Here is an 18,029-nt window from a genome sequence, read left to right as displayed (position 1 = left end):
TTTTTTGGCGCGGAACAAGGTCTGCCTGCAGTTTGGAGTGTGTTATGAAGAGGATTTTATTTATCTGTCTGGGAAATATATGTCGCAGCCCCATGGCTGAATTTATTATGCGGGATCTCGTGAAAAAAGCCGGTGTCGAGGAGCAGGTTCTGTGTGCTTCGGCCGCGACAAGCAGCGAGGAAATTATCTGTGACATCGGAAATCCGATGTATCCGGCCGCAAAGGCGGAATTAAAGCGGCGCGGCATTCCCTGCGGAGAGAAGCGGGCGGTTCTGTTAAAGAGAGCGGACTATGCGAATTACGATTATCTGATTTGTATGGAAGAGAGAAATCTGCGAGATGCCGAGCGCATCCTCCGCAAAGATCCGGAGGGAAAACTCAGATTGCTGCTCCCCTTTGCAGAGAAAGCGGAAGAAAAGGCGGAGATTGCGGATCCCTGGTATACCGGCGATTTTGTCACTTGCGCCGATCAGATTACGGCGGGCTGCGAGGGCTTACTGCGGGCGCTCGGCGAAGCGGGTGTAAGACCGATTGCGGGGGGAAACACAGCGTGCTAAAATAAGTGAAAAGCTGCGCCGAGCAGAGCGAAGGGAGAGTTCAACATGAAAATCAGAACCAGATATGCGCCGAGTCCCACCGGGCGCATGCATGTCGGAAACTTGCGGACAGCACTCTATGCGTATCTCATTGCCAAGCACGCGGACGGTACCTTCATTCTCCGCATCGAGGACACCGACCAGGGCAGATTTGTCGAGGGTGCGACCGAGATTATTTACCGCACGCTCGAGGAAACCGGTCTTTTGCACGATGAGGGACCGGACAAGGATAAGGGCTACGGCCCCTATGTGCAGAGTGAGCGCATGCGTGCGGGCATTTATATGCAATACGCGAAGCAGCTCGTCGAGAAGGGCGAGGCCTACTACTGCTTCTGTGACCAGGCGCGTCTGGACTCTCTGAAAAAGACCGTGAACGGCGAAGTCATCATGCAGTATGACAAGCACTGCCTCTCGCTGCCGAAAGAAGAGGTGGAGCGGCGGCTTGCGGCGGGTGAACCCTTTGTGATTCGACAGAACAACCCGCGGACCGGCACCACGACCTTCCACGATGAAATTTACGGCGATATTACGGTGGACAATGCGGAACTCGACGACATGGTCTTAATCAAGTCCGACGGTTTCCCGACCTATAATTTTGCGAATGTCGTCGATGACCACCTGATGGAAATCACGCATGTGGTGCGCGGGCAGGAATATCTCTCGTCCTCGCCGAAGTACAACCGCCTCTACGAGGCCTTCGGCTGGGAGGTGCCGGTCTATGTGCACTGCCCGACCATTACAAACGAGCAGCACCAGAAGCTCTCGAAGCGGAGCGGCCACGCCTCCTTCGAGGATTTGATCGAGCAGGGCTTCGTGAGCGAGGCGGTCGTGAATTTTGTCGCGCTGCTCGGCTGGTCGCCCGAGGGCGATCGGGAGATTTTCAGCCTCGAAGAGCTCGCAAAGGTCTTCGATTACCGCCGCATCTCGAAGTCGCCGGCGGTCTTTGATATGACCAAGCTCCGCTGGATGAACGGCGAATACTTTAAGGCAATGGCGCCCGAAGAGTTCTACCGGCGCGGTGAGAAGTATCTGAAGGAGTATGTGACGAAGCCTCTGGACTTAAAGAAAATCGCGGAGATGGTCAGAACGCGCGTCGAGACCTTCCTCGACATCCGGGAGATGGTGGACTTCTTCAATGCCGTTCCGGCTTATGAGACCGAGCTCTTTGTGAATAAAAAGTCAAAGTCGACCGCGGACAGCTCGCGCGAGATTCTCGCGGAGGTATTGCCGCGCCTCGAGGCACTTTCGGACTGGAATAACGACACGCTCTTTGCGCTCTTAAAGGCTTACGGCGAGGAGAAGGGCTATAAGACCGGCCTCGTCATGTGGCCGCTCCGCATTGCACTCTCCGGCAAGCTCATGACACCGGCGGGCGCAACCGAAATTATGGATGTACTCGGCAAAGAGGAGTCGCTTGCGCGGCTCAGAGAGGGACAGAAAAAACTTGGCAGCAGCGAAGCATGACAATTTAAATCCTGCGCAGCGAGAAGCGGTCACCCACGGGGAGGGACCGCTTCTTGTCATTGCGGGGCCGGGATCGGGGAAGACCTTTGTGCTCACGCAGCGCGTCCGTTTTCTGACCGAAGAGCGCGGCGTGGCGCCGCAGTCCGTCCTGGTGTTGACCTTTTCGCGCGCCGCGGCGCGGGAGATGGAGGAGCGTTACCGGAAACTGTGCGGCAGGGAGCGGACGGGCGTCTCGTTCGGGACCTTTCACGCCTTCTTTTTCCGCATTCTGCGAACCGCCTACGGCTATCAGGCGGATCAGGTTATCGGCGAGGAGGAGCAGCGTGCCCTGGTCTCTGCCGTGCTCCGGCAGAAAAAGACGGAGAGCGGTGATTTCCGCAGTCTGGTGCAGAATGTGCTCTCGGAAATAGCGCTCGTCAAGGAAGAGAGAGCCGAACTTTCGCACTACTATTCGGTGAGCTGTCCGGCGGAACAGTTTCGGGAAGTGTACCGCGCCTATGAGCGCGGGCTCGCGGAACTCCGGAAAATCGACTACGAGGATATGCTCCGGATGTGCTATGAGCTCCTCAAAGAGCGGGCGGACATCCGTGAGGCTCTCTCCGAGCGCTACGCCTGGATTTTGGTGGATGAGTTTCAGGACATCAACCGTCTGCAGTACGAAGTGGTTCGCATGCTCGCCGGAAAGCGGGAGAATCTGATGATTGTCGGAGATGACGATCAGTCGATTTACCGCTTTCGCGGTGCGGCGCCGGAGATTATGCTCCATTTTGAGAGGGATTATCCGAAGGCGTCCAGGGTCGTTCTGAATATCAATTACCGCTCGACACCGGAGATTGTGAAGACGGCGGGGCGATTGATTCAGCGGAATAAGACCCGCTTCCCGAAGGAAATCACGGCAGCGCGCCCGTCAGGCAAGCCGGTGAACACCGTTGTCTGTCCGACGCCGCACGCGGAGGCGGACTATCTGATCAGAGAGATCCGGGAACTGGTGCGCGGCGGCGCGCGCTACGACAGCATCGCGGTCCTCTACCGGACGAACCTGCAACCGCGCCTTCTCGCGCGGCGTCTCTACCAGGAGAACATCCCGTTTCGCATGCGGGAGATGTTGCCGGATCTGAACGAGCACTGGATTGCGCGGGACCTTCTCGCCTATCTGCGCCTTGCCAGAGACCGGGCGGAACCGGGTGACCTGCTCCGCATCATGAACCGGCCGAACCGCTACATCCGCCGCGAGGCCGTGCGCATGGAGGGCGAGAGTCTCGCAGGCCTAAGGCGCCACTACGAAAAAAGCGGCGAGCACTGGATGGACGAGCGGCTCGGAAAGTTTGCCGGAGAGCTCCGGCGTCTCGGGCGCATGCGCCCGTCCGAGGCCATCGTCTACATCCGCACGGAGATCGGCTACGACAACTTTTTAAAGCAGTATGCGGAGGAGCGGGAGATCGAGGCCGAGGAGCTCTTTGATATTCTGGAGGAAATCGAGGCCTCCGCAGAGGGTTTTCCGACGGTCAGCGCCTGGCAGGCCGACGGGACAGCATTTTCAGCGGCTTGTAAGGCGCGGAGCAAGCGGACGGAAGCGGGCGACGAAGTGCAACTCATGACCTACCATGCCTCCAAGGGACTCGAATTTCCGACTGTGTTTCTCCTCGATGTGAACGAGGGCATCGTGCCGCACCGCAAGGCGAACAGCCGGGAGGAACTGGAAGAGGAGCGGCGCATGTTCTATGTCGCGATGACGCGCGCCAGGGATGAACTGCGGATTCTGACCTGTAAGACCCGTTTTCACCGAAAGGCGGAGGAGAGCCGTTTTGTGCGGGAGTACGAGTCGCATTGACAGAGCGGGCAACTGTCCGCTATAGTAGCAGAACAGAGATATTCAAACCTTTCTGAGAGTGAGGAAAAGCAGATGAGCGATTATGATGAAGTAAAGCACGAGGGTCTGTTTGACGGCGGTGACACGACGGTCACACTGACCTTGGATGACGGCGAGCTGCTGGAGTGCGTGGTGCTCACGATTTTTGAAGCGGGCGGCAAGGAGTACATCGCACTGATGCCGGAAAGCGGCGAAGATGAAGACGGAAATGTATTTTTATACCGTTATGCGGAGACCGAGGACGGTCAGCCGGATCTCACCAACATCGAGAGCGATGAGGAATATGAGATCGTGAGCGATGCCTTCGACGAGATTCTGGACGAAGAGGAGTTCAAGGAGCTCATGGAAGGTGAAGAGGACGGCGAGAACGAGGACTGAATGCCGACAGGACAGGAACGCGCCCCAAAAAGGGCGCGTTTTTGTGTGGAAATAAGAAATAAATCGGAAAAATTAAGAAATTCTTCTAAAATGCTGGCATTTTTCTTCGTTCTCTGTCATAGTATAAGTAGGCAAACCGGAGTAGAGATGTGGTGAGAGGATGAAAATAATACGAGCACTCAGGCAGGCGCGCGTCTGGATTGCGGCGGCGGTGCTGGTTCTGGGTTTTTGGGGATTCGGAAAACAATATATAGGAGGAGCGGGAGGAACACGCATGGTGCTGAGAGCGACGGACATGAGTCACGGCTATCAGCAGTCTAGGGAAGAGCGCTATACCGCAGAGCTTGTCAATCAGAGCGGCGAGACCTTGCAGAACTTTGCGGTCGATGTCAAGCGCAGCCGGAACGGAAAACGCGTGGAACTCAGCATCCGGGACAGTATCCCGGCGGCGCTACTCGGAAAGGGGAGCTATCTGCGGCTCTCCTATCCGCTCAGTGCAAACGGCAGCGCAGTGCTGCTGCAGCAGCCGAACCTGCGCGGTGACGGCGAGGCAGTCAGCTTTCAGAGTGGGCAGACCGCCCTTGCCGTTTCGGGTGTGCGCTATCAGTATGACGCAATGTCGCAGGTATTTCGGACAGGACTCGCCTGTCTTCTGTACCGCAGCGTGGAGGAGCGGGAGGACGGTAAGTATACGGCGAATTTGTATCTGACGCCGCAAAACAGCGCTTTTCTCGGCAGGATGCCGGAGGAACTCTCGCTTGCGCGGGAGCAGCTGAGCGGTCTCAAAAAACTCGGCGACACAGATCCAGGCAGTGACGGCGTGGAAGTTTTGTACCGCTATACGACACAGTTTCAGGCGACGGAGGCGGCGGGCGCGCGCGACGGGCTGGAGCTGCAGTGTCAGCTGCGCCTCCTCTATCCGACGCAGATTCGGATTACGGAGAGCGATAAGACAGAGATGACCCAGGATGTGTCTCAGGAGTTCACGACAGAGGCGCAGACAACGACGCAAGCAGAGACCGCGCAGGCGAGCACTGTGCGGACGACGGCAGCACAGAGCGAGACTGTGACGGAGACAGAGACCGGACGGCGCGCCGAGAGTCAGAGCTCGACCATGCAGCGTGAGAGCAGCAAAGAGACGCGCACTGCCACGGCGACAGAGACACAGACGGTCAGAGCGAGACCGGATCCGACCGAGAGCGCAGCGGCTGAGACGACGGAAGAGAGCGGCAGCGAGGCCGAGAGCAGCACGGAGACGGAGACCAAGAAGCGCAGCGTCCGCTATATCACCAAGCCGGGCGGCACCCGTCATCGCGGCGGCAGACAGGAGACCTCGGCGAGCGACACATTGCCCGAAAGACCGACCGAGAATCCGACCAAGCCGGAGGAGAGTTCGTCCTCGGCGCCGGCGACACAGGAATCGACGCGGGAAAGTACGGTTGCACCGACGCGGGAAAGCACAACCGGGCGGGAGACAGAGACGACTGCCCCGACCGCGGCGCCGACGACGGCCGCACCGACCAAGACGGCACCGACAGAGACGTCTTGGGACGACACCTGGGACCTGCCGCCGAATCCGAACGACAACTGGCACGGCGGCTGGAATGACGGCTGGTATCACGGCAACACAGGGACAGACTGGCTGCCCTGAGGCGGCATCGTATTTGATTCGTTATCTTGTCCGAAAGAAAAAACCCCGCAGCGCTTGCTTCTGACGGCGCTGCGGGGTTTTCTGCCAATTTTTGTCCTGTGACTCTTTTGTGCGGAACAGAGGTAGAGGGGGAGAGGGAATCAGACGTTGAAGCGGAACAGAATTACGTCGCCGTCCTGCACGACATAGTCCTTGCCCTCGAGGCGCATGAGCCCTTTTTCTTTTGCCGCCGCCGAAGAGCCGCAGCGCACAAAGTCGTCATAGCCGATGACCTCGGCGCGAATAAAGCCGCGCTCAAAGTCGGTGTGGATTTTGCCGGCGGCCTGCGGGGCCTTCGAGCCCTTTTTGATGGTCCAGGCGCGGGTCTCGTCCTCGCCGGTTGTCAGGAAGCTGATCAGGCCGAGGAGCTCGTAGCTCGCGGCAATCAGCTTGTCGAGGCCGGAGACAGAGATGCCGAGCGCCTCGAGATAGTCTGCCTTTTCGCTCTCGTCGAGCGCGGCGATTTCCTCTTCAATCTGTGCGGAGACGCAGAAGACCTTGCTCTGATGTGCGGCCGCGTAGGCACGGACAGCGGTGACGTGCGGATTGGAAGCGCCGTCGTCCGCGAGATCGTCTTCTTTTACGTTGGCCGCGTAGATGACGGGCTTTGCAGTCAGAAGGCAGAGAGAAGCGACAAAAGCCGCGACATCGGCATCATCCGTCTCAAAGGCGGAGGCGGGCTTGCCGTCCTCGAGCAGAACTTTCAGTTCTTTCAGAATCTCGAGCTCCTTCTTTAAGCTCTTGTCGTTGTTCGCGGACTTCTGCGTCTTCGCAATGCGGCGTTCCAGAACTTCGAGGTCAGCGAAGATGAGTTCGAGGTTGATGGTCTCGATGTCACGAACCGGATCCACCGAGCCGTCCACATGAATCACATTTTCATCTTCAAAGCAGCGCACCACATGGACAATCGCGTCGCACTCGCGGATGTTTGCGAGGAACTGGTTGCCGAGTCCCTCGCCCTTGCTTGCGCCGCGCACCAGTCCCGCGATGTCGACAAACTCAATGACGGCGGGCGTCACTTTTTTCGAATGGTGCATCTCGCCGAGGGTTTTGATGCGCGCATCCGGCACCGCGACCACGCCGACATTCGGGTCGATGGTGCAGAACGGATAGTTGGCGGCCTGGGCGCCGGCCTTGGTCAGGGAGTTAAAAAGCGTACTTTTTCCGACATTCGGAAGTCCGACAATACCGAGTTTCATAGACAGAAATCTCCTTTGGTGATTTGCGAGTGAAGGCGCTGCGAATGCAGAGCCTGTTTGGGCTTCATTGTAGCAGAGAGCCGCGGTGCTCTCAAGTACCGGGGACAGGGACAGCGCGCAGCGAAAGATTTGCATGGAAAATGCCTGTGCTTTTTGCTATGCTCGGGTCTGAAATTGCGGAAGGGAGACAGAACTTATGGGATATGATTTGCGCTTCGTGCATCTCGGCATCACGATTGAATATCTGCAAAACCACATCACGATTTTCGGATTTTCGATTGCCTTTTACGGCATCATCATCGGCATCGGCATGCTGCTCGGCATTACACTCGCCGCGCGGGATGCCGAGCGGCGCGGTATCGGCGAGGACACGATATACGACTTTTCGCTGCTCGGCATAGTCTTCGGCGTAATCGGTGCCCGCCTCTACTATGTCTTTTTCCAGTGGGACAATTACCGCGGGAACCTGCTCGAGATTCTGAACCTCCGGGCCGGCGGGCTCGCGATTTACGGCGGTGTAATCGGCGGCATTCTGAGTCTTATGTTTTACTGCAAACGGAAGAAGCAGAATTTCCTGAATCTCGCGGACTCCTTAATTCTCGGCGTCCTGGTCGGACAGATTCTGGGGCGCTGGGGCAATTTTTTCAATGCCGAGGCCTTCGGGCGCTATACGGACAGTCTCTTTGCGATGCAACTTCGGCGGGACATCGTGAATCCGATTATGATCGATTCCGCGCTGTTGCAACACCTTGTCCGGGTGAACGGCGTCGACTATATTCAGGTACATCCGACCTTTCTCTACGAGTCCGTCTGGAACCTCTGCCTCTTGCTGTTCTTACTTTGGTACCGCCCGAAGAAGCGTTTTACCGGGGAGATTTTCTTCCTGTATCTCGGCGGCTACGGTCTCGGCAGAGTCTGGATTGAGGGACTTCGCACGGACTCGCTGCTGGTGCCGGGCACGGGAATTGCGGTTTCGCAGGCGCTCGCGGGCATCTGTGTTCTGGTCGCCCTGCTTTGCATTCTGGCCGGGCGGCGGCTTGCGGCGCGCGGGCGAAAAAACTGACGGAATGCGCCCGTAAGCTGGAAAAATGCCGCTTATTTTGGTATGATGCATCCAAATGAGTATCGATTGTGACAAGATATGGCAGAGCTGTGGGCAGCGGAGGACAGCATATGGACTTTCATCACATTTCAGTGCTCCCGCGGGAGACCATTGACAGCCTGAACATCCGGCCGGACGGTATCTATGTGGACGGGACGCTCGGCGGCGGCGGCCACGCGTCGCTGGTCGCCGCAAAACTCGGGGAAGGCGGACGGCTGATCGGCATAGACCAGGATGCGGATGCAATCCAGGCGGCCGGAGAGCGGCTGAAACCGTTCGGAGACAAGGTGACCGTTGTCCGCGACAACTATGTGAATCTGCCGACGGTGCTCGACAACCTCGGCATACCGCGCGCGGACGGCATTTATCTGGATCTCGGAGTCTCTTCGTACCAGCTGGACAACGCGGAGCGAGGATTCAGCTATATGGAGGATGCGCCGCTCGACATGCGGATGGACAGGCGCAGCGCACGGACGGCAGCAGACCTTGTGAACGAGGAGAGCGAGGCCGAGCTTGCCCGCATCATCCGCGTCTACGGCGAGGATCGCTTCTCGAATCAGATTGCACGCCGTATCGTCGAGACGCGCGCAAAGAAGCCGATTGAGACAACCGGAGAACTCGCGGCTCTCGTGAAACGCGTGATTCCGATGCGCCTGCAGAAGACGGGGGGGCATCCGGCCATGCGCACCTTTCAGGCGCTCCGCATTGCGCTGAACGGTGAGCTCACAGTTTTGGAGCAGGCGATTGACGAGATGATATTGCGCTTACAGCCGGGCGGGCGTCTGTCGATTATCACCTTCCACTCGCTGGAGGACAGAATTGTCAAAGAGGGTTTTCGGCGAAATGCCTCGCCCTGTACCTGCCCGCCGGATTTTCCGATTTGCGTCTGTGGGAAGAAGAGTCGCGGCAGGGTCGTGACCGGAAAACCGATTGTGCCGACCGCAGAGGAAGTGGCAGCGAATCCGAGATCCCGGAGTGCGAAACTCCGGGTGTTTGAGAGAGGAGGCATACTGTGAGCAGACAGCCCTATACCTACGGTAGCGCCGCACCGAAGCTGGAACCGGAGGAAAAACCGCGCAACCGGAGGATAGCCAAAAGGCCGCCCGAAAAGCAGCCGCGCCGCGCGCCGGAGCCGAAACGCTCGCTCGGCGATGTGTTCCGGCGCATGGTCGCGCTGACAGTCTGCATTGCCTGTGCCGTCATGCTGCTTGGCTTCTATGTGCGGAGCGAGCGGCGTGTGCGGCAGGCCGAGCTCGCGCGGAGCGAGATGCAGCGGAAGCTCGATGAGCAGAAAGAAGTAAACGACGCACTGCAGGTGGAACTGAACCGGAAGCAGGATCTGGAGCACATTCGGGATCTGGCAATCAACCGTTACGGCTTGGTACAGCCGGAACCCGGCCAGGTCATATACTACGATCGGGCGGAACAGGGCTATGTGAGGCAGTATGAAGAAATTCCCAAAGAGACCAAGTCTGGTAAATAAGACAACGAACTATGACGTCAAGGGACAGTTGCGGGGCAAGCTCGGGCTGCTCATGGGGCTCACGGTGCTTGCACTGGGCGGCCTCGTGTATCAGGTGTACGGCGTGCAGAAGAACAACGCCGCGGTTGCGCGCACATTCACGCGGAGTAAGGAACTGCGGCAGCCGGAAGTGATTCCCTATCGCCGCGGCGAGATTATGGACCGGAACGGCACCTATCTGACGGCGACCGAAAAGCGCTACCAGCTGATTGTGTCGCCCAAGTCGCTGCTCAAGGAAGACAGCCGCGATCTCTATTACGACTGTACCGTGCATGCGCTCGCGGACTTTCTCGGCATGGATGAGAATGAGCTTCGAAAGCAGATTGAAGAGAATTCGACGAGCCAGAATCTGAAAGTCGGAGAGCCGCTGACAGCACCCGACAAGCAGCGCTTCCTGGATTTTCAGGAGCACGTGAACAATCCCGACCGCTATGAGGCGAAGAAGCGGGCGGAGGACAAGACCTACGAGGGCTTTAGCCAGGAACAGCGGGAGCGCTACCGCGGGCGCTTCGGCGCCGTCAATCTGCAGGAATACTACCAGCGCGAGTATCCGTACGGCGAGCTCGCGTGCAATGTGCTCGGCTTCTACCGGAGTTACGACGATCAGCGGGTCGGCACGACGGGCATAGAGCAGTCCTATAACGAGGTGCTCTCCGGCACGGACGGCCAGCGGTACAGCTATATGGACGCCGACCGGGAGGCGCAGGATGTGACCCGGGAGCCGCAGGACGGCAACTCCGTCGTGAGCACGATTGATGTCAAGGTGCAGCAGAGTGTCGAGCGGCACATCAAGGACTTCATGAATACCACGGGTGCGGAAAATATCGGCGTCATTGTGATGGATCCGAACAGCGGGGAGATTCTCGCGATGGCGACCAATCACTCGTTCGACCTAAACGACCCCGGAAACCTGCAGAAGTATTACAGCGCCAATGAACTGAAGCAGATGACCAGCGAGGAGGCGACGCAGAAACTCTGGAACAATTTCTGCGTGAGCACGGTCTACGAGCCCGGATCCACGGCAAAGGTTTTTACGATCGCGGGTGCGCTCGAAAACGGAAAGATCACCGGGCAGGAGGAATATACCTGCACGGGCGAGGTGGATGTACAGGGCACCCTGATTCACTGCAGCAAGCGGACCGGCCACGGCAGACTCAATGTAACCGGCGCCCTCGAGCAGTCCTGCAACGTGGCGCTGGTGCGCATTGCACAGGCGCTCGGGCGGGAGGCATTTGAGAAAACGCAGAACCTCTACGGTTTCGGCGTGAGCAGCGGCATTGATTTGCCGGGCGAGCCGGATACCTCGACGCAGGTGCACATTCTGAACCCGCCGGACGATGCGGCAAACCGCAGACTCGGCCCGGTCGAACTCGCGACCGACAGCTTCGGTCAGGGCTTCGGCTGTAATATGGTGCAGCTCGCGGCAGCCTTTTCTTCGGTCATCAACGGCGGCTCGTACTACCGGCCGCATGTGGTAAAGCAGATATTAAACTCGCAGGGCACCGTGATTCGCGACTACAGCGGCGAAATCGTGCGGGAGACCTGTTCCCAGGAGACCGCGCTCTTTCTTCGCAAGGCTTTGCGCGGCGTTGTGACCGAGGGCACGGGTGCGGCGGCGGAGGTGCCGGGGTATGAGATTGCCGGAAAGACCGGTACTTCGGAGAAGTTGCCGCGAAACAAGAAGAATTACCTGCTCTCATTCTGCGGTTATGCGCCGGCAAACAACCCGCAGGTACTCTGCTATGTCGTGGTCGATCAGCCGCATGTGAAAGACCAGGCGCACAGCACCTTTGCCTCGGTGCTGTTTCAGAATATCATGGCGGACATTCTGCCCTCCCTCAATGTGGTTCCGGGCGATGCACCGGGTACAACGGCGACGCCGCTGTTGGAGGGTATCAATGCCGGGATTGCCTCCGGCCGAGAGGAAGGCGGCGAGAGCGCCAATACCGCGGAGAGCACGGCGACTGCGGAGAGTACCGCGGCCATGGCGAGCACGGCGGCTTCGGACAGTGCGGCAGCGGCGGACAGCACAGCGGCTTCGGACAGTGCGGCGGCCGCGGCGAGCACGGCGGCGGCGCAAAAGAGCAGCACGGCGGCCGCAAAGAGCGGCTCTTCGTCGAAGAGCGGTAAAACTTCGAAGAGCACGAAGAGCACGAAGAGCGGCTCTTCGTCAAAGAGCAATAAGACTTCGAAGAGCACGAAGAGTGGAAATTCCGCAAAGAACGCCACCAAGAGCGGCAAGAGTTCAAAGAGCGGCTCTTCGTCGAAGAAGAAGTAAGCCCGCGCGGGGCGGTAAGCCGCGGCACTAGGCTTGCGCAAGACTTTTGGCAAGGGTATACTGTAAAGAGGCTCACAACTATACAGACAACAGGAGGCGCGATGCATGCTGACTGACACCATATTGGCGCTTTTTATTGCTTTTTTCGCCTGCGCGGCGCTCTGCCCGATCATGATTCCCATCCTGCACCGCATGAAGTTTGGGCAGCAGGTCCGGGATGACGGCCCGCAGTCACATTTGAAAAAAAGCGGAACGCCGACCATGGGCGGCATCATGATTGTCCTTGCGATTGCGCTCGGCTGTCTGCCGTTTCTCAAAAAGGCGCCGGAGACCCTGCCGGTCATGGGGTTTACGCTCGCATTCGGGTTTATCGGCTTTCTCGATGACTTTTTGAAGATTCACCGGAAGCAGTCGGAGGGGCTGAAAGCCTGGCAGAAATTTTCGCTGCAGCTCATCGCGACCGGAGTTCTCGCATATCGGCTGTTCCGAACGGGAAACTACGGCGATATTCTGCTGCCGTTCAGCGGAAGTTTTGAGACCGGCATTCTGTTGCCGCTCGGCGGACTCTTTGTGCCCTTTGTTTTTCTGGTTGTGCTCGGCACGGACAACGGCGTCAATTTTACCGACGGACTCGACGGGCTCTGCTCGTCCGTGACGGCGGTCGTGGCGCTCTTTTTTGCGGCGGTCGCCTGCCGCTTTGCACCCGGCGCCGCGCCGGTCAGCGGGGCGGTCATCGGTGCGCTGCTCGGCTTTTTGCTGTTCAACTGCTATCCGGCCAAAGTCTTCATGGGCGATACCGGTGCCCTCGCGCTCGGCGGCTATGCGGCGGCCGTTGCGCTGGTGCTCCGCATGCCGCTCTTCCTGATGCTGGTCGGCATCATCTACATGCTGGAAGTGATTTCGGTCATGCTGCAAGTCGGCTATTTCAAGGCGACCAAGGGAAAGCGGCTGTTCCGGATGGCTCCGCTGCACCATCATTTTGAATTGGGTGGCTGGTCCGAGACGCGCGTTGTCACGGTCTTTACGATATGCACAGTCATTTTGTCACTCGCGGCCTGGATAGGACTCGGGGAATGAAAGGGGAGACTCTCATGAATGAAAAGGTTATGGTTGCAGGTGCCGGCAAGAGCGGTATCGCGGCAACAAAGCTGATCCTGGAGACGGGCGGCGAAGTGCTGCTCTATGACGGCAATGAAGCGCTCTCGGAGGAGAAAATCCGGGAAAACTTCCCGGAGAATGCGCGCCTCACAATCTGCCTCGGCGAACTGGACGAGACACTGCTCACCGGTATTCAGATTTGCGTGATGAGCCCCGGCATTGACCTCGAGACGCCTTTTGTGAGGAAACTGACCGACAAGAAGATTCAGCTCTGGTCGGAGATTGAGCTCGGGTTCCAGGTTGCGAAGGGACAGCTTCTGGCCATTACCGGCACGAACGGCAAGACCACGACCACGGCGCTGACCGGCGCCATCATGCAGCGCGCGTTCGGTAACAGCTTTACGGTCGGCAACATCGGCCTCCCCTATACGGAAGTCGCGCTGAAGACCACGGAGAAGTCAATCACGGTGCTCGAGGCGTCGAGTTTCCAGCTCGAGACCATCATCCGCTTCCACCCGCATGTCGCCGCAATCACAAACATCACGCCGGATCATCTGAACCGCCATCATACGATGGAGAACTATATCCGGATCAAGGAGGACATCAGCTCGAACCAGACGGTCGATGATTTCCTCGTGCTGAACTACGACGACGAGGTGCTCCGCGCCTTCGGTGAGCGGAAGGATTTGAAGCCGAAGGTGGTCTTCTTCTCGAGCACCCAGCTGCTCGACGACGGCTATGACCTCGAGGACGGTGTCATCTGCCGCAAGGAAAAGGGAGAGAAGACAGAGCTGATTCGGACGGACGAACTGCAGCTGCTCGGCCGTCACAACTTTGAAAATGTCATGACGGCGATTGCAATGGCTGTCTGCATGAAGGCGCCGATGGATGCGATTCTGGATGCGGTTCGCAAGTTCCGAGCGGTGGAGCACCGCATTGAGTTTGTCGCGGAGCGCTACGGCGTCAAATACTACAATGACTCGAAGGGAACCAACCCGGATGCGGCGATTCAGGCCATCAAGGCAATGCCGGGGCCGACCCTCTTAATCGGCGGCGGCTATGACAAAGGTTCCTCTTACGACGAGTGGATTGATGCCTTCGGCGGCAAGGTGCGCTATCTCGTGTTACTCGGACAGACCCGTGATGCGATTTCGGACTGCGCAAAGCGCCACGGCTTTACCAACATCATGTTCGCGGAGGACATGCAGGAGGCGGTCAAGGTCTGCGCTTCTTACGCCAACGCGGGCGACTATGTGCTGCTCTCTCCCGCCTGTGCAAGTTGGGGTATGTTTCCGAACTACGAGGTGCGCGGCAAAGTCTTTAAGGAGTGCGTGCGCGCACTATGACGGCGAGAACGCCAAGGAGAAAAGAGACAAGTGGCGCGCAGCAGAGAGAGCCGCGCGTCAGAAGGACAGGGCGAACGGCAGGCGGCAAAGTAGAGCCGCTCTATCCGCGACAAACGAAAGGTGCGCGCAGTCGGTGGAGTCGGATTTTTGAGGCTGTTCCCTGCGTCGGCAAAGAGCAGTGGAAGCGGAATCGCCGGCATATGAACGGCTATGTCTTCTGGGTCACGGTCATATTGGTGCTGTTCGGTCTCGCGATGGTCTACTCAACCACGTCCTTTGCGGGCGATGAGCCGCTCTCAGGTGTGAAGAAGCAGGCGGTTTTTGCGCTGGTCGGGCTGTGCGCGATGCTGCTTCTGTCCCGCCTCGATTATCACAGACTGCTCTGCCTGAGTTGGTGCCAGCTCTATACACTCAGCACTGTCCTGCTGGTCGCAACGCTTGTGTTCGGGCGGAGCTCGCACGGCAGAACCCGCTGGATCAGGCTCGGCCCCGTGAGCTTTCAGCCCTCGGAGCTCATGAAGACAGCCCTGGTGCTGTTCTTTGCGGTCTATCTGGTCAACTATTACTACAGCTTTTCGAAGACGCCCAAACGCGTTTTCTGGATGATGGCGGTTTTCGGCGGCATCCCGGCGGGACTGATTGCCTTTCAGAATCTCAGCACCGGCCTTCTGCTCGGCGCCATGGTCTTTCTGATTACACTGCTCGGCGTGAAAGACAACCGGATGCATCTGGGGCTTGCGATTGCGGGAGCGGCGCTCTTTTTCTTCGCCGTGCACTATTACAAGAAGTTTCCGTTTTTGCATCCCTATCAGATTGCGCGCATTGAGTCTTGGCTGAACCCCGATGCCAATGCGAACGGCAGCGGCTTCCAGGTGAGACTCGGCAAGTATGCCATCAGTGCGGGCGGCTGGTTCGGCGCCGGTTTCGGCAGAGGGGTGGTCAAGCAGAACGGTCTGCCGGAGCCCTCGACCGACTTTATCTTTCCGGTCATCGGCGAGGAGCTCGGCATGGTTGGTATGAGCGTACTGATTCTGCTCTACGCGATGCTACTCTTTTGCATCCTCCGGATTGCGTGTCACGCGCCGGACCGCTACGGCGCTCTGCTCTGCGGCGGTGTGGCGGTTCATATCCTGCTGCATATTGTGATGCATGTCGCCGTGGTCACGGGCCTGATGCCGAATACCGGTGTCACGCTGCCCTTTATCAGCAGCGGCGGTACCTCTCTCGTGAGTTTCATGGGAGAAATCGGGCTGGTTCTTGCGGTTTCCAGGGGCATGCGCCCGGAGCAACTGACATGAAGCGGCTCCAAAAACTGGGAATTGTTTTTGCGCTGCTGCTGGCGGTCTCGCTCGCAGCGGCGTTTGTCTGTATTCGCGTCAAAACCGTCACGGTGCAGGGCAACCGGATATACAGTGAGGAGGCGGCGCGAAAGGCACTGCTGCCGCAGGCGGAGGGCGAGCGCAGCGCCGAGCTTCTGTTCCGGCTGTGGCGCGGCAAAAAGAAACAGCTCGCTTTTCTGACCGGCTACGACATACGCTTTACCTCACCCTTTTCGGTGGAACTCATACTGCACGAAAAGCCGGTGCTCGGCTATGTGCGCTATATGAGTGCGGCCTTTTATTTTGACGACGAGCTTCGCGTCGTGGAGAGTGCGCAGAAACCGATTTCCGGGTATCCGGAGATTACGGGACTGCAGACGGGCGACATTGCGGTCGGCGGGACGCTGCTCGAGGCCGATCCCAAGGGAAGGACCATAGTCCGGCAGCTCTTGCTGAATCTCCGGAAGAACGATATCCGCACGGAGCAGATTGTCTTTGACGCGGCCTATCAGGCGACGTTTCGCTGCGGCGGCATCACTGTGCTCTTCGGCGGTGAAAAAGAAGCCGAGGAGAGGTGCAAAGATCTCGCGGGTATTCTGAAGAAAGCGGGCAATGCTTCCGGAATCCTGGATATCCGGAAGCGCGCGTCAAACGGAACCTATGCGCTGCAGGCGCAGAATCCGTAAAATCCGCAAAGTTGCTTGCACTTTTCGGGAAAAATAAGTATGATAGACCATATTATCCAGTATGAGACAATCTGTGAATAAGCAGTTACAGGAGGCAGGTACCTTGTTAGAGATCAAACTGAACGAAGACGATAATACTGCAAAGATCATCGTAGTCGGCGTTGGCGGCGCAGGCAACAATGCAGTGAACCGCATGATCGACGAGAACATCGAAGGGGTAGAGTTTATCGGTATCAACACCGATAAGCAGGCTCTCCAGTTCTGCAAGGCCTCGACCGTCATGCAGATCGGCGAGAAGCTGACGCGCGGTCTCGGTGCCGGCGCAAAGCCGGAGGTCGGCGAAAAGGCGGCAGAGGAGAGCACAGAGGATTTAACCGAGGCGCTGAAAAATGCGGACATGGTCTTCGTGACCTGCGGCATGGGCGGCGGCACCGGCACCGGTGCGGCACCGGTCATTGCGCGCATCGCGAAGGAACTCGGTATTCTGACCGTCGGCGTCGTGACGAAGCCGTTTAACTTTGAGGGCAGACAGCGCATGAACAATGCGCTCGCAGGCATTGAGCACCTCAAAGAGGCGGTTGACACGCTGATTGTGATTCCGAACGACAAACTCCTTGAGATTGTGGATCGCCGCACCTCGATGCCGGAGGCTTTCGGCAAGGCGGACGAAGTGCTCGAGCAGGCAGTGCAGGGCATCACGGATCTCATCAATATGCCGGGTCTCATCAACCTCGACTTTGCGGATGTGCAGACGGTCATGACCGACAAGGGCATCGCTCACATCGGTATCGGCAAGGCGCACGGCGACGACAAGGCGCTCGAGGCAGTCAAGATTGCCTGCGCGTCCCCGCTGCTTGAGACCACGATTGACGGCGCAAGCAATATCATCATCAATATCTCGGGTGACATCAGCCTCATCGAGGCAAATGAAGCGGCGAGCTATGTGCAGGAGATGGCGGGCGATGACGCCAACATCATCTTTGGCGCGATGTACGATGAGAACGCGCAGGATGAGTGCTCGATTACCGTCATCGCAACCGGTCTCGACCAGACGGCGAGCCAGAACGCACAGCAGCGCACGGCGACCACGGGCGGTTACCGCAGAAACGCGACCCAGCAGCAGACGGCGGGCACCGCAAAGCAGAGCGCCCAGATTCATGTCGCACAGCAGCCGGCAGCGGCACAGCCGGAAGTGCAGCCGCAGCAGACGGCAGGTTACAACGGTACGATGAATCCGCTGTTCCAGCAGCAAGCACAGCCGCAGTATCAGCAGCAGGCACAGCCGCAGTACCAGCAGCAGGCACAGCCGCAGTACCAGCAGGCAGCGCAGCCGCAGCAGGGAGCTTACAGCTTTGAGCCGCGCCAGAATAAGAATGTGTCGATTAATATCCCGGACTTCTTAAAGAGCCGGAAGTGAGCATAAAAAAAGAGAGCTTTGGCTCTCTTTTTTGTTTCGCGGAAAGCACCGGGATACAGGAGCG

General features: G+C 58.2%; 15 protein-coding genes. 14 read left to right on the top strand and 1 reads right to left on the bottom strand.

What is annotated here, in order from left to right; genetic code table 11:
- The first annotated feature begins 44 nt into the window (after positions 1-44).
- The 5 genes from HMPREF9623_RS03480 to HMPREF9623_RS03460 all read left to right on the top strand — a co-directional run bounded on the left by HMPREF9623_RS03480 (position 45) and on the right by HMPREF9623_RS03460 (position 5,959).
- On the top strand, positions 45-557 hold the full coding sequence (locus HMPREF9623_RS03480) for a low molecular weight protein-tyrosine-phosphatase (protein ID WP_009532511.1): 513 nt from the start codon (positions 45-47) through the stop codon (positions 555-557).
- Positions 558-602: 45 nt separating this feature from the next.
- Positions 603-2,060 (top strand): glutamate--tRNA ligase, encoded by a 1,458-nt coding sequence (gene gltX, locus HMPREF9623_RS03475; protein ID WP_009532510.1) that lies wholly within the window; start codon positions 603-605, stop codon positions 2,058-2,060.
- Positions 2,041-3,891 carry an ATP-dependent helicase gene (locus HMPREF9623_RS03470; protein WP_040799614.1) on the top strand — a complete coding sequence of 617 codons (1,851 nt, stop codon included), beginning with the start codon at positions 2,041-2,043 and terminating at the stop codon, positions 3,889-3,891. The genes gltX and HMPREF9623_RS03470 overlap by 20 nt, the downstream gene beginning before the upstream one ends.
- A 72-nt stretch (positions 3,892-3,963) precedes the next feature.
- Positions 3,964-4,308 (top strand): DUF1292 domain-containing protein, encoded by a 345-nt coding sequence (locus HMPREF9623_RS03465; RefSeq protein WP_009532508.1) that lies wholly within the window; start codon positions 3,964-3,966, stop codon positions 4,306-4,308.
- A 160-nt stretch (positions 4,309-4,468) separates the two neighbouring features.
- The gene (locus HMPREF9623_RS03460; protein WP_154646104.1) at positions 4,469-5,959 is read left to right on the top strand and encodes a hypothetical protein; all 1,491 of its coding nucleotides are present in this window, start codon (positions 4,469-4,471) and stop codon (positions 5,957-5,959) included.
- Positions 5,960-6,099: 140 nt separating this feature from the next.
- Here the strand turns inward: HMPREF9623_RS03460 and ychF are convergent, their stop codons facing one another.
- Entirely contained in the window at positions 6,100-7,197 is a 1,098-nt protein-coding gene (gene ychF / locus HMPREF9623_RS03455; protein ID WP_009532506.1) for a redox-regulated ATPase YchF, read from the bottom strand.
- Positions 7,198-7,393: 196 nt separating this feature from the next.
- Between ychF and lgt the strand changes: the two genes are divergently transcribed.
- From lgt to ftsZ, 9 genes are all read left to right on the top strand, one after another.
- Positions 7,394-8,260: a prolipoprotein diacylglyceryl transferase gene (gene lgt / locus HMPREF9623_RS03450; protein ID WP_009532505.1), complete on the top strand. Its 867-nt coding sequence runs from the start codon at positions 7,394-7,396 to the stop codon at positions 8,258-8,260.
- A 110-nt stretch (positions 8,261-8,370) separates the two neighbouring features.
- Complete coding sequence (gene rsmH / locus HMPREF9623_RS03445) at positions 8,371-9,315, top strand: 16S rRNA (cytosine(1402)-N(4))-methyltransferase RsmH (protein WP_009532504.1); 945 nt, start codon at positions 8,371-8,373, stop codon at positions 9,313-9,315.
- Positions 9,312-9,782: an FtsB/FtsL family cell division protein gene (locus HMPREF9623_RS10810; protein WP_009532503.1), complete on the top strand. Its 471-nt coding sequence runs from the start codon at positions 9,312-9,314 to the stop codon at positions 9,780-9,782. Before rsmH ends, HMPREF9623_RS10810 begins: the two co-directional genes overlap by 4 nt.
- Entirely contained in the window at positions 9,745-12,099 is a 2,355-nt protein-coding gene (locus HMPREF9623_RS03435; protein WP_009532502.1) for a peptidoglycan D,D-transpeptidase FtsI family protein, read from the top strand. Before HMPREF9623_RS10810 ends, HMPREF9623_RS03435 begins: the two co-directional genes overlap by 38 nt.
- A gap of 105 nt (positions 12,100-12,204) precedes the next feature.
- Complete coding sequence (gene mraY / locus HMPREF9623_RS03430; RefSeq protein WP_009532501.1) at positions 12,205-13,176, top strand: phospho-N-acetylmuramoyl-pentapeptide-transferase; 972 nt, start codon at positions 12,205-12,207, stop codon at positions 13,174-13,176.
- Positions 13,177-13,190: 14 nt separating this feature from the next.
- Positions 13,191-14,543: a UDP-N-acetylmuramoyl-L-alanine--D-glutamate ligase gene (gene murD, locus HMPREF9623_RS03425; RefSeq protein ID WP_040799479.1), complete on the top strand. Its 1,353-nt coding sequence runs from the start codon at positions 13,191-13,193 to the stop codon at positions 14,541-14,543.
- Complete coding sequence (locus HMPREF9623_RS03420; RefSeq protein ID WP_009532499.1) at positions 14,540-15,841, top strand: FtsW/RodA/SpoVE family cell cycle protein; 1,302 nt, start codon at positions 14,540-14,542, stop codon at positions 15,839-15,841. The genes murD and HMPREF9623_RS03420 overlap by 4 nt, the downstream gene beginning before the upstream one ends.
- The gene (locus HMPREF9623_RS03415) at positions 15,838-16,548 is read left to right on the top strand and encodes a cell division protein FtsQ/DivIB (RefSeq protein ID WP_009532498.1); all 711 of its coding nucleotides are present in this window, start codon (positions 15,838-15,840) and stop codon (positions 16,546-16,548) included. The genes HMPREF9623_RS03420 and HMPREF9623_RS03415 overlap by 4 nt, the downstream gene beginning before the upstream one ends.
- A 103-nt stretch (positions 16,549-16,651) precedes the next feature.
- Positions 16,652-17,965 (top strand): cell division protein FtsZ, encoded by a 1,314-nt coding sequence (ftsZ, locus tag HMPREF9623_RS03410; protein WP_009532497.1) that lies wholly within the window; start codon positions 16,652-16,654, stop codon positions 17,963-17,965.
- Positions 17,966-18,029 lie beyond the last annotated feature (64 nt).

Source organism: Stomatobaculum longum (assembly GCA_000242235.1).
Lineage (GTDB): Bacteria > Bacillota > Clostridia > Lachnospirales > Lachnospiraceae > Moryella > Moryella longum.
This window is presented reverse-complemented; position numbering and strand designations above follow the sequence as displayed.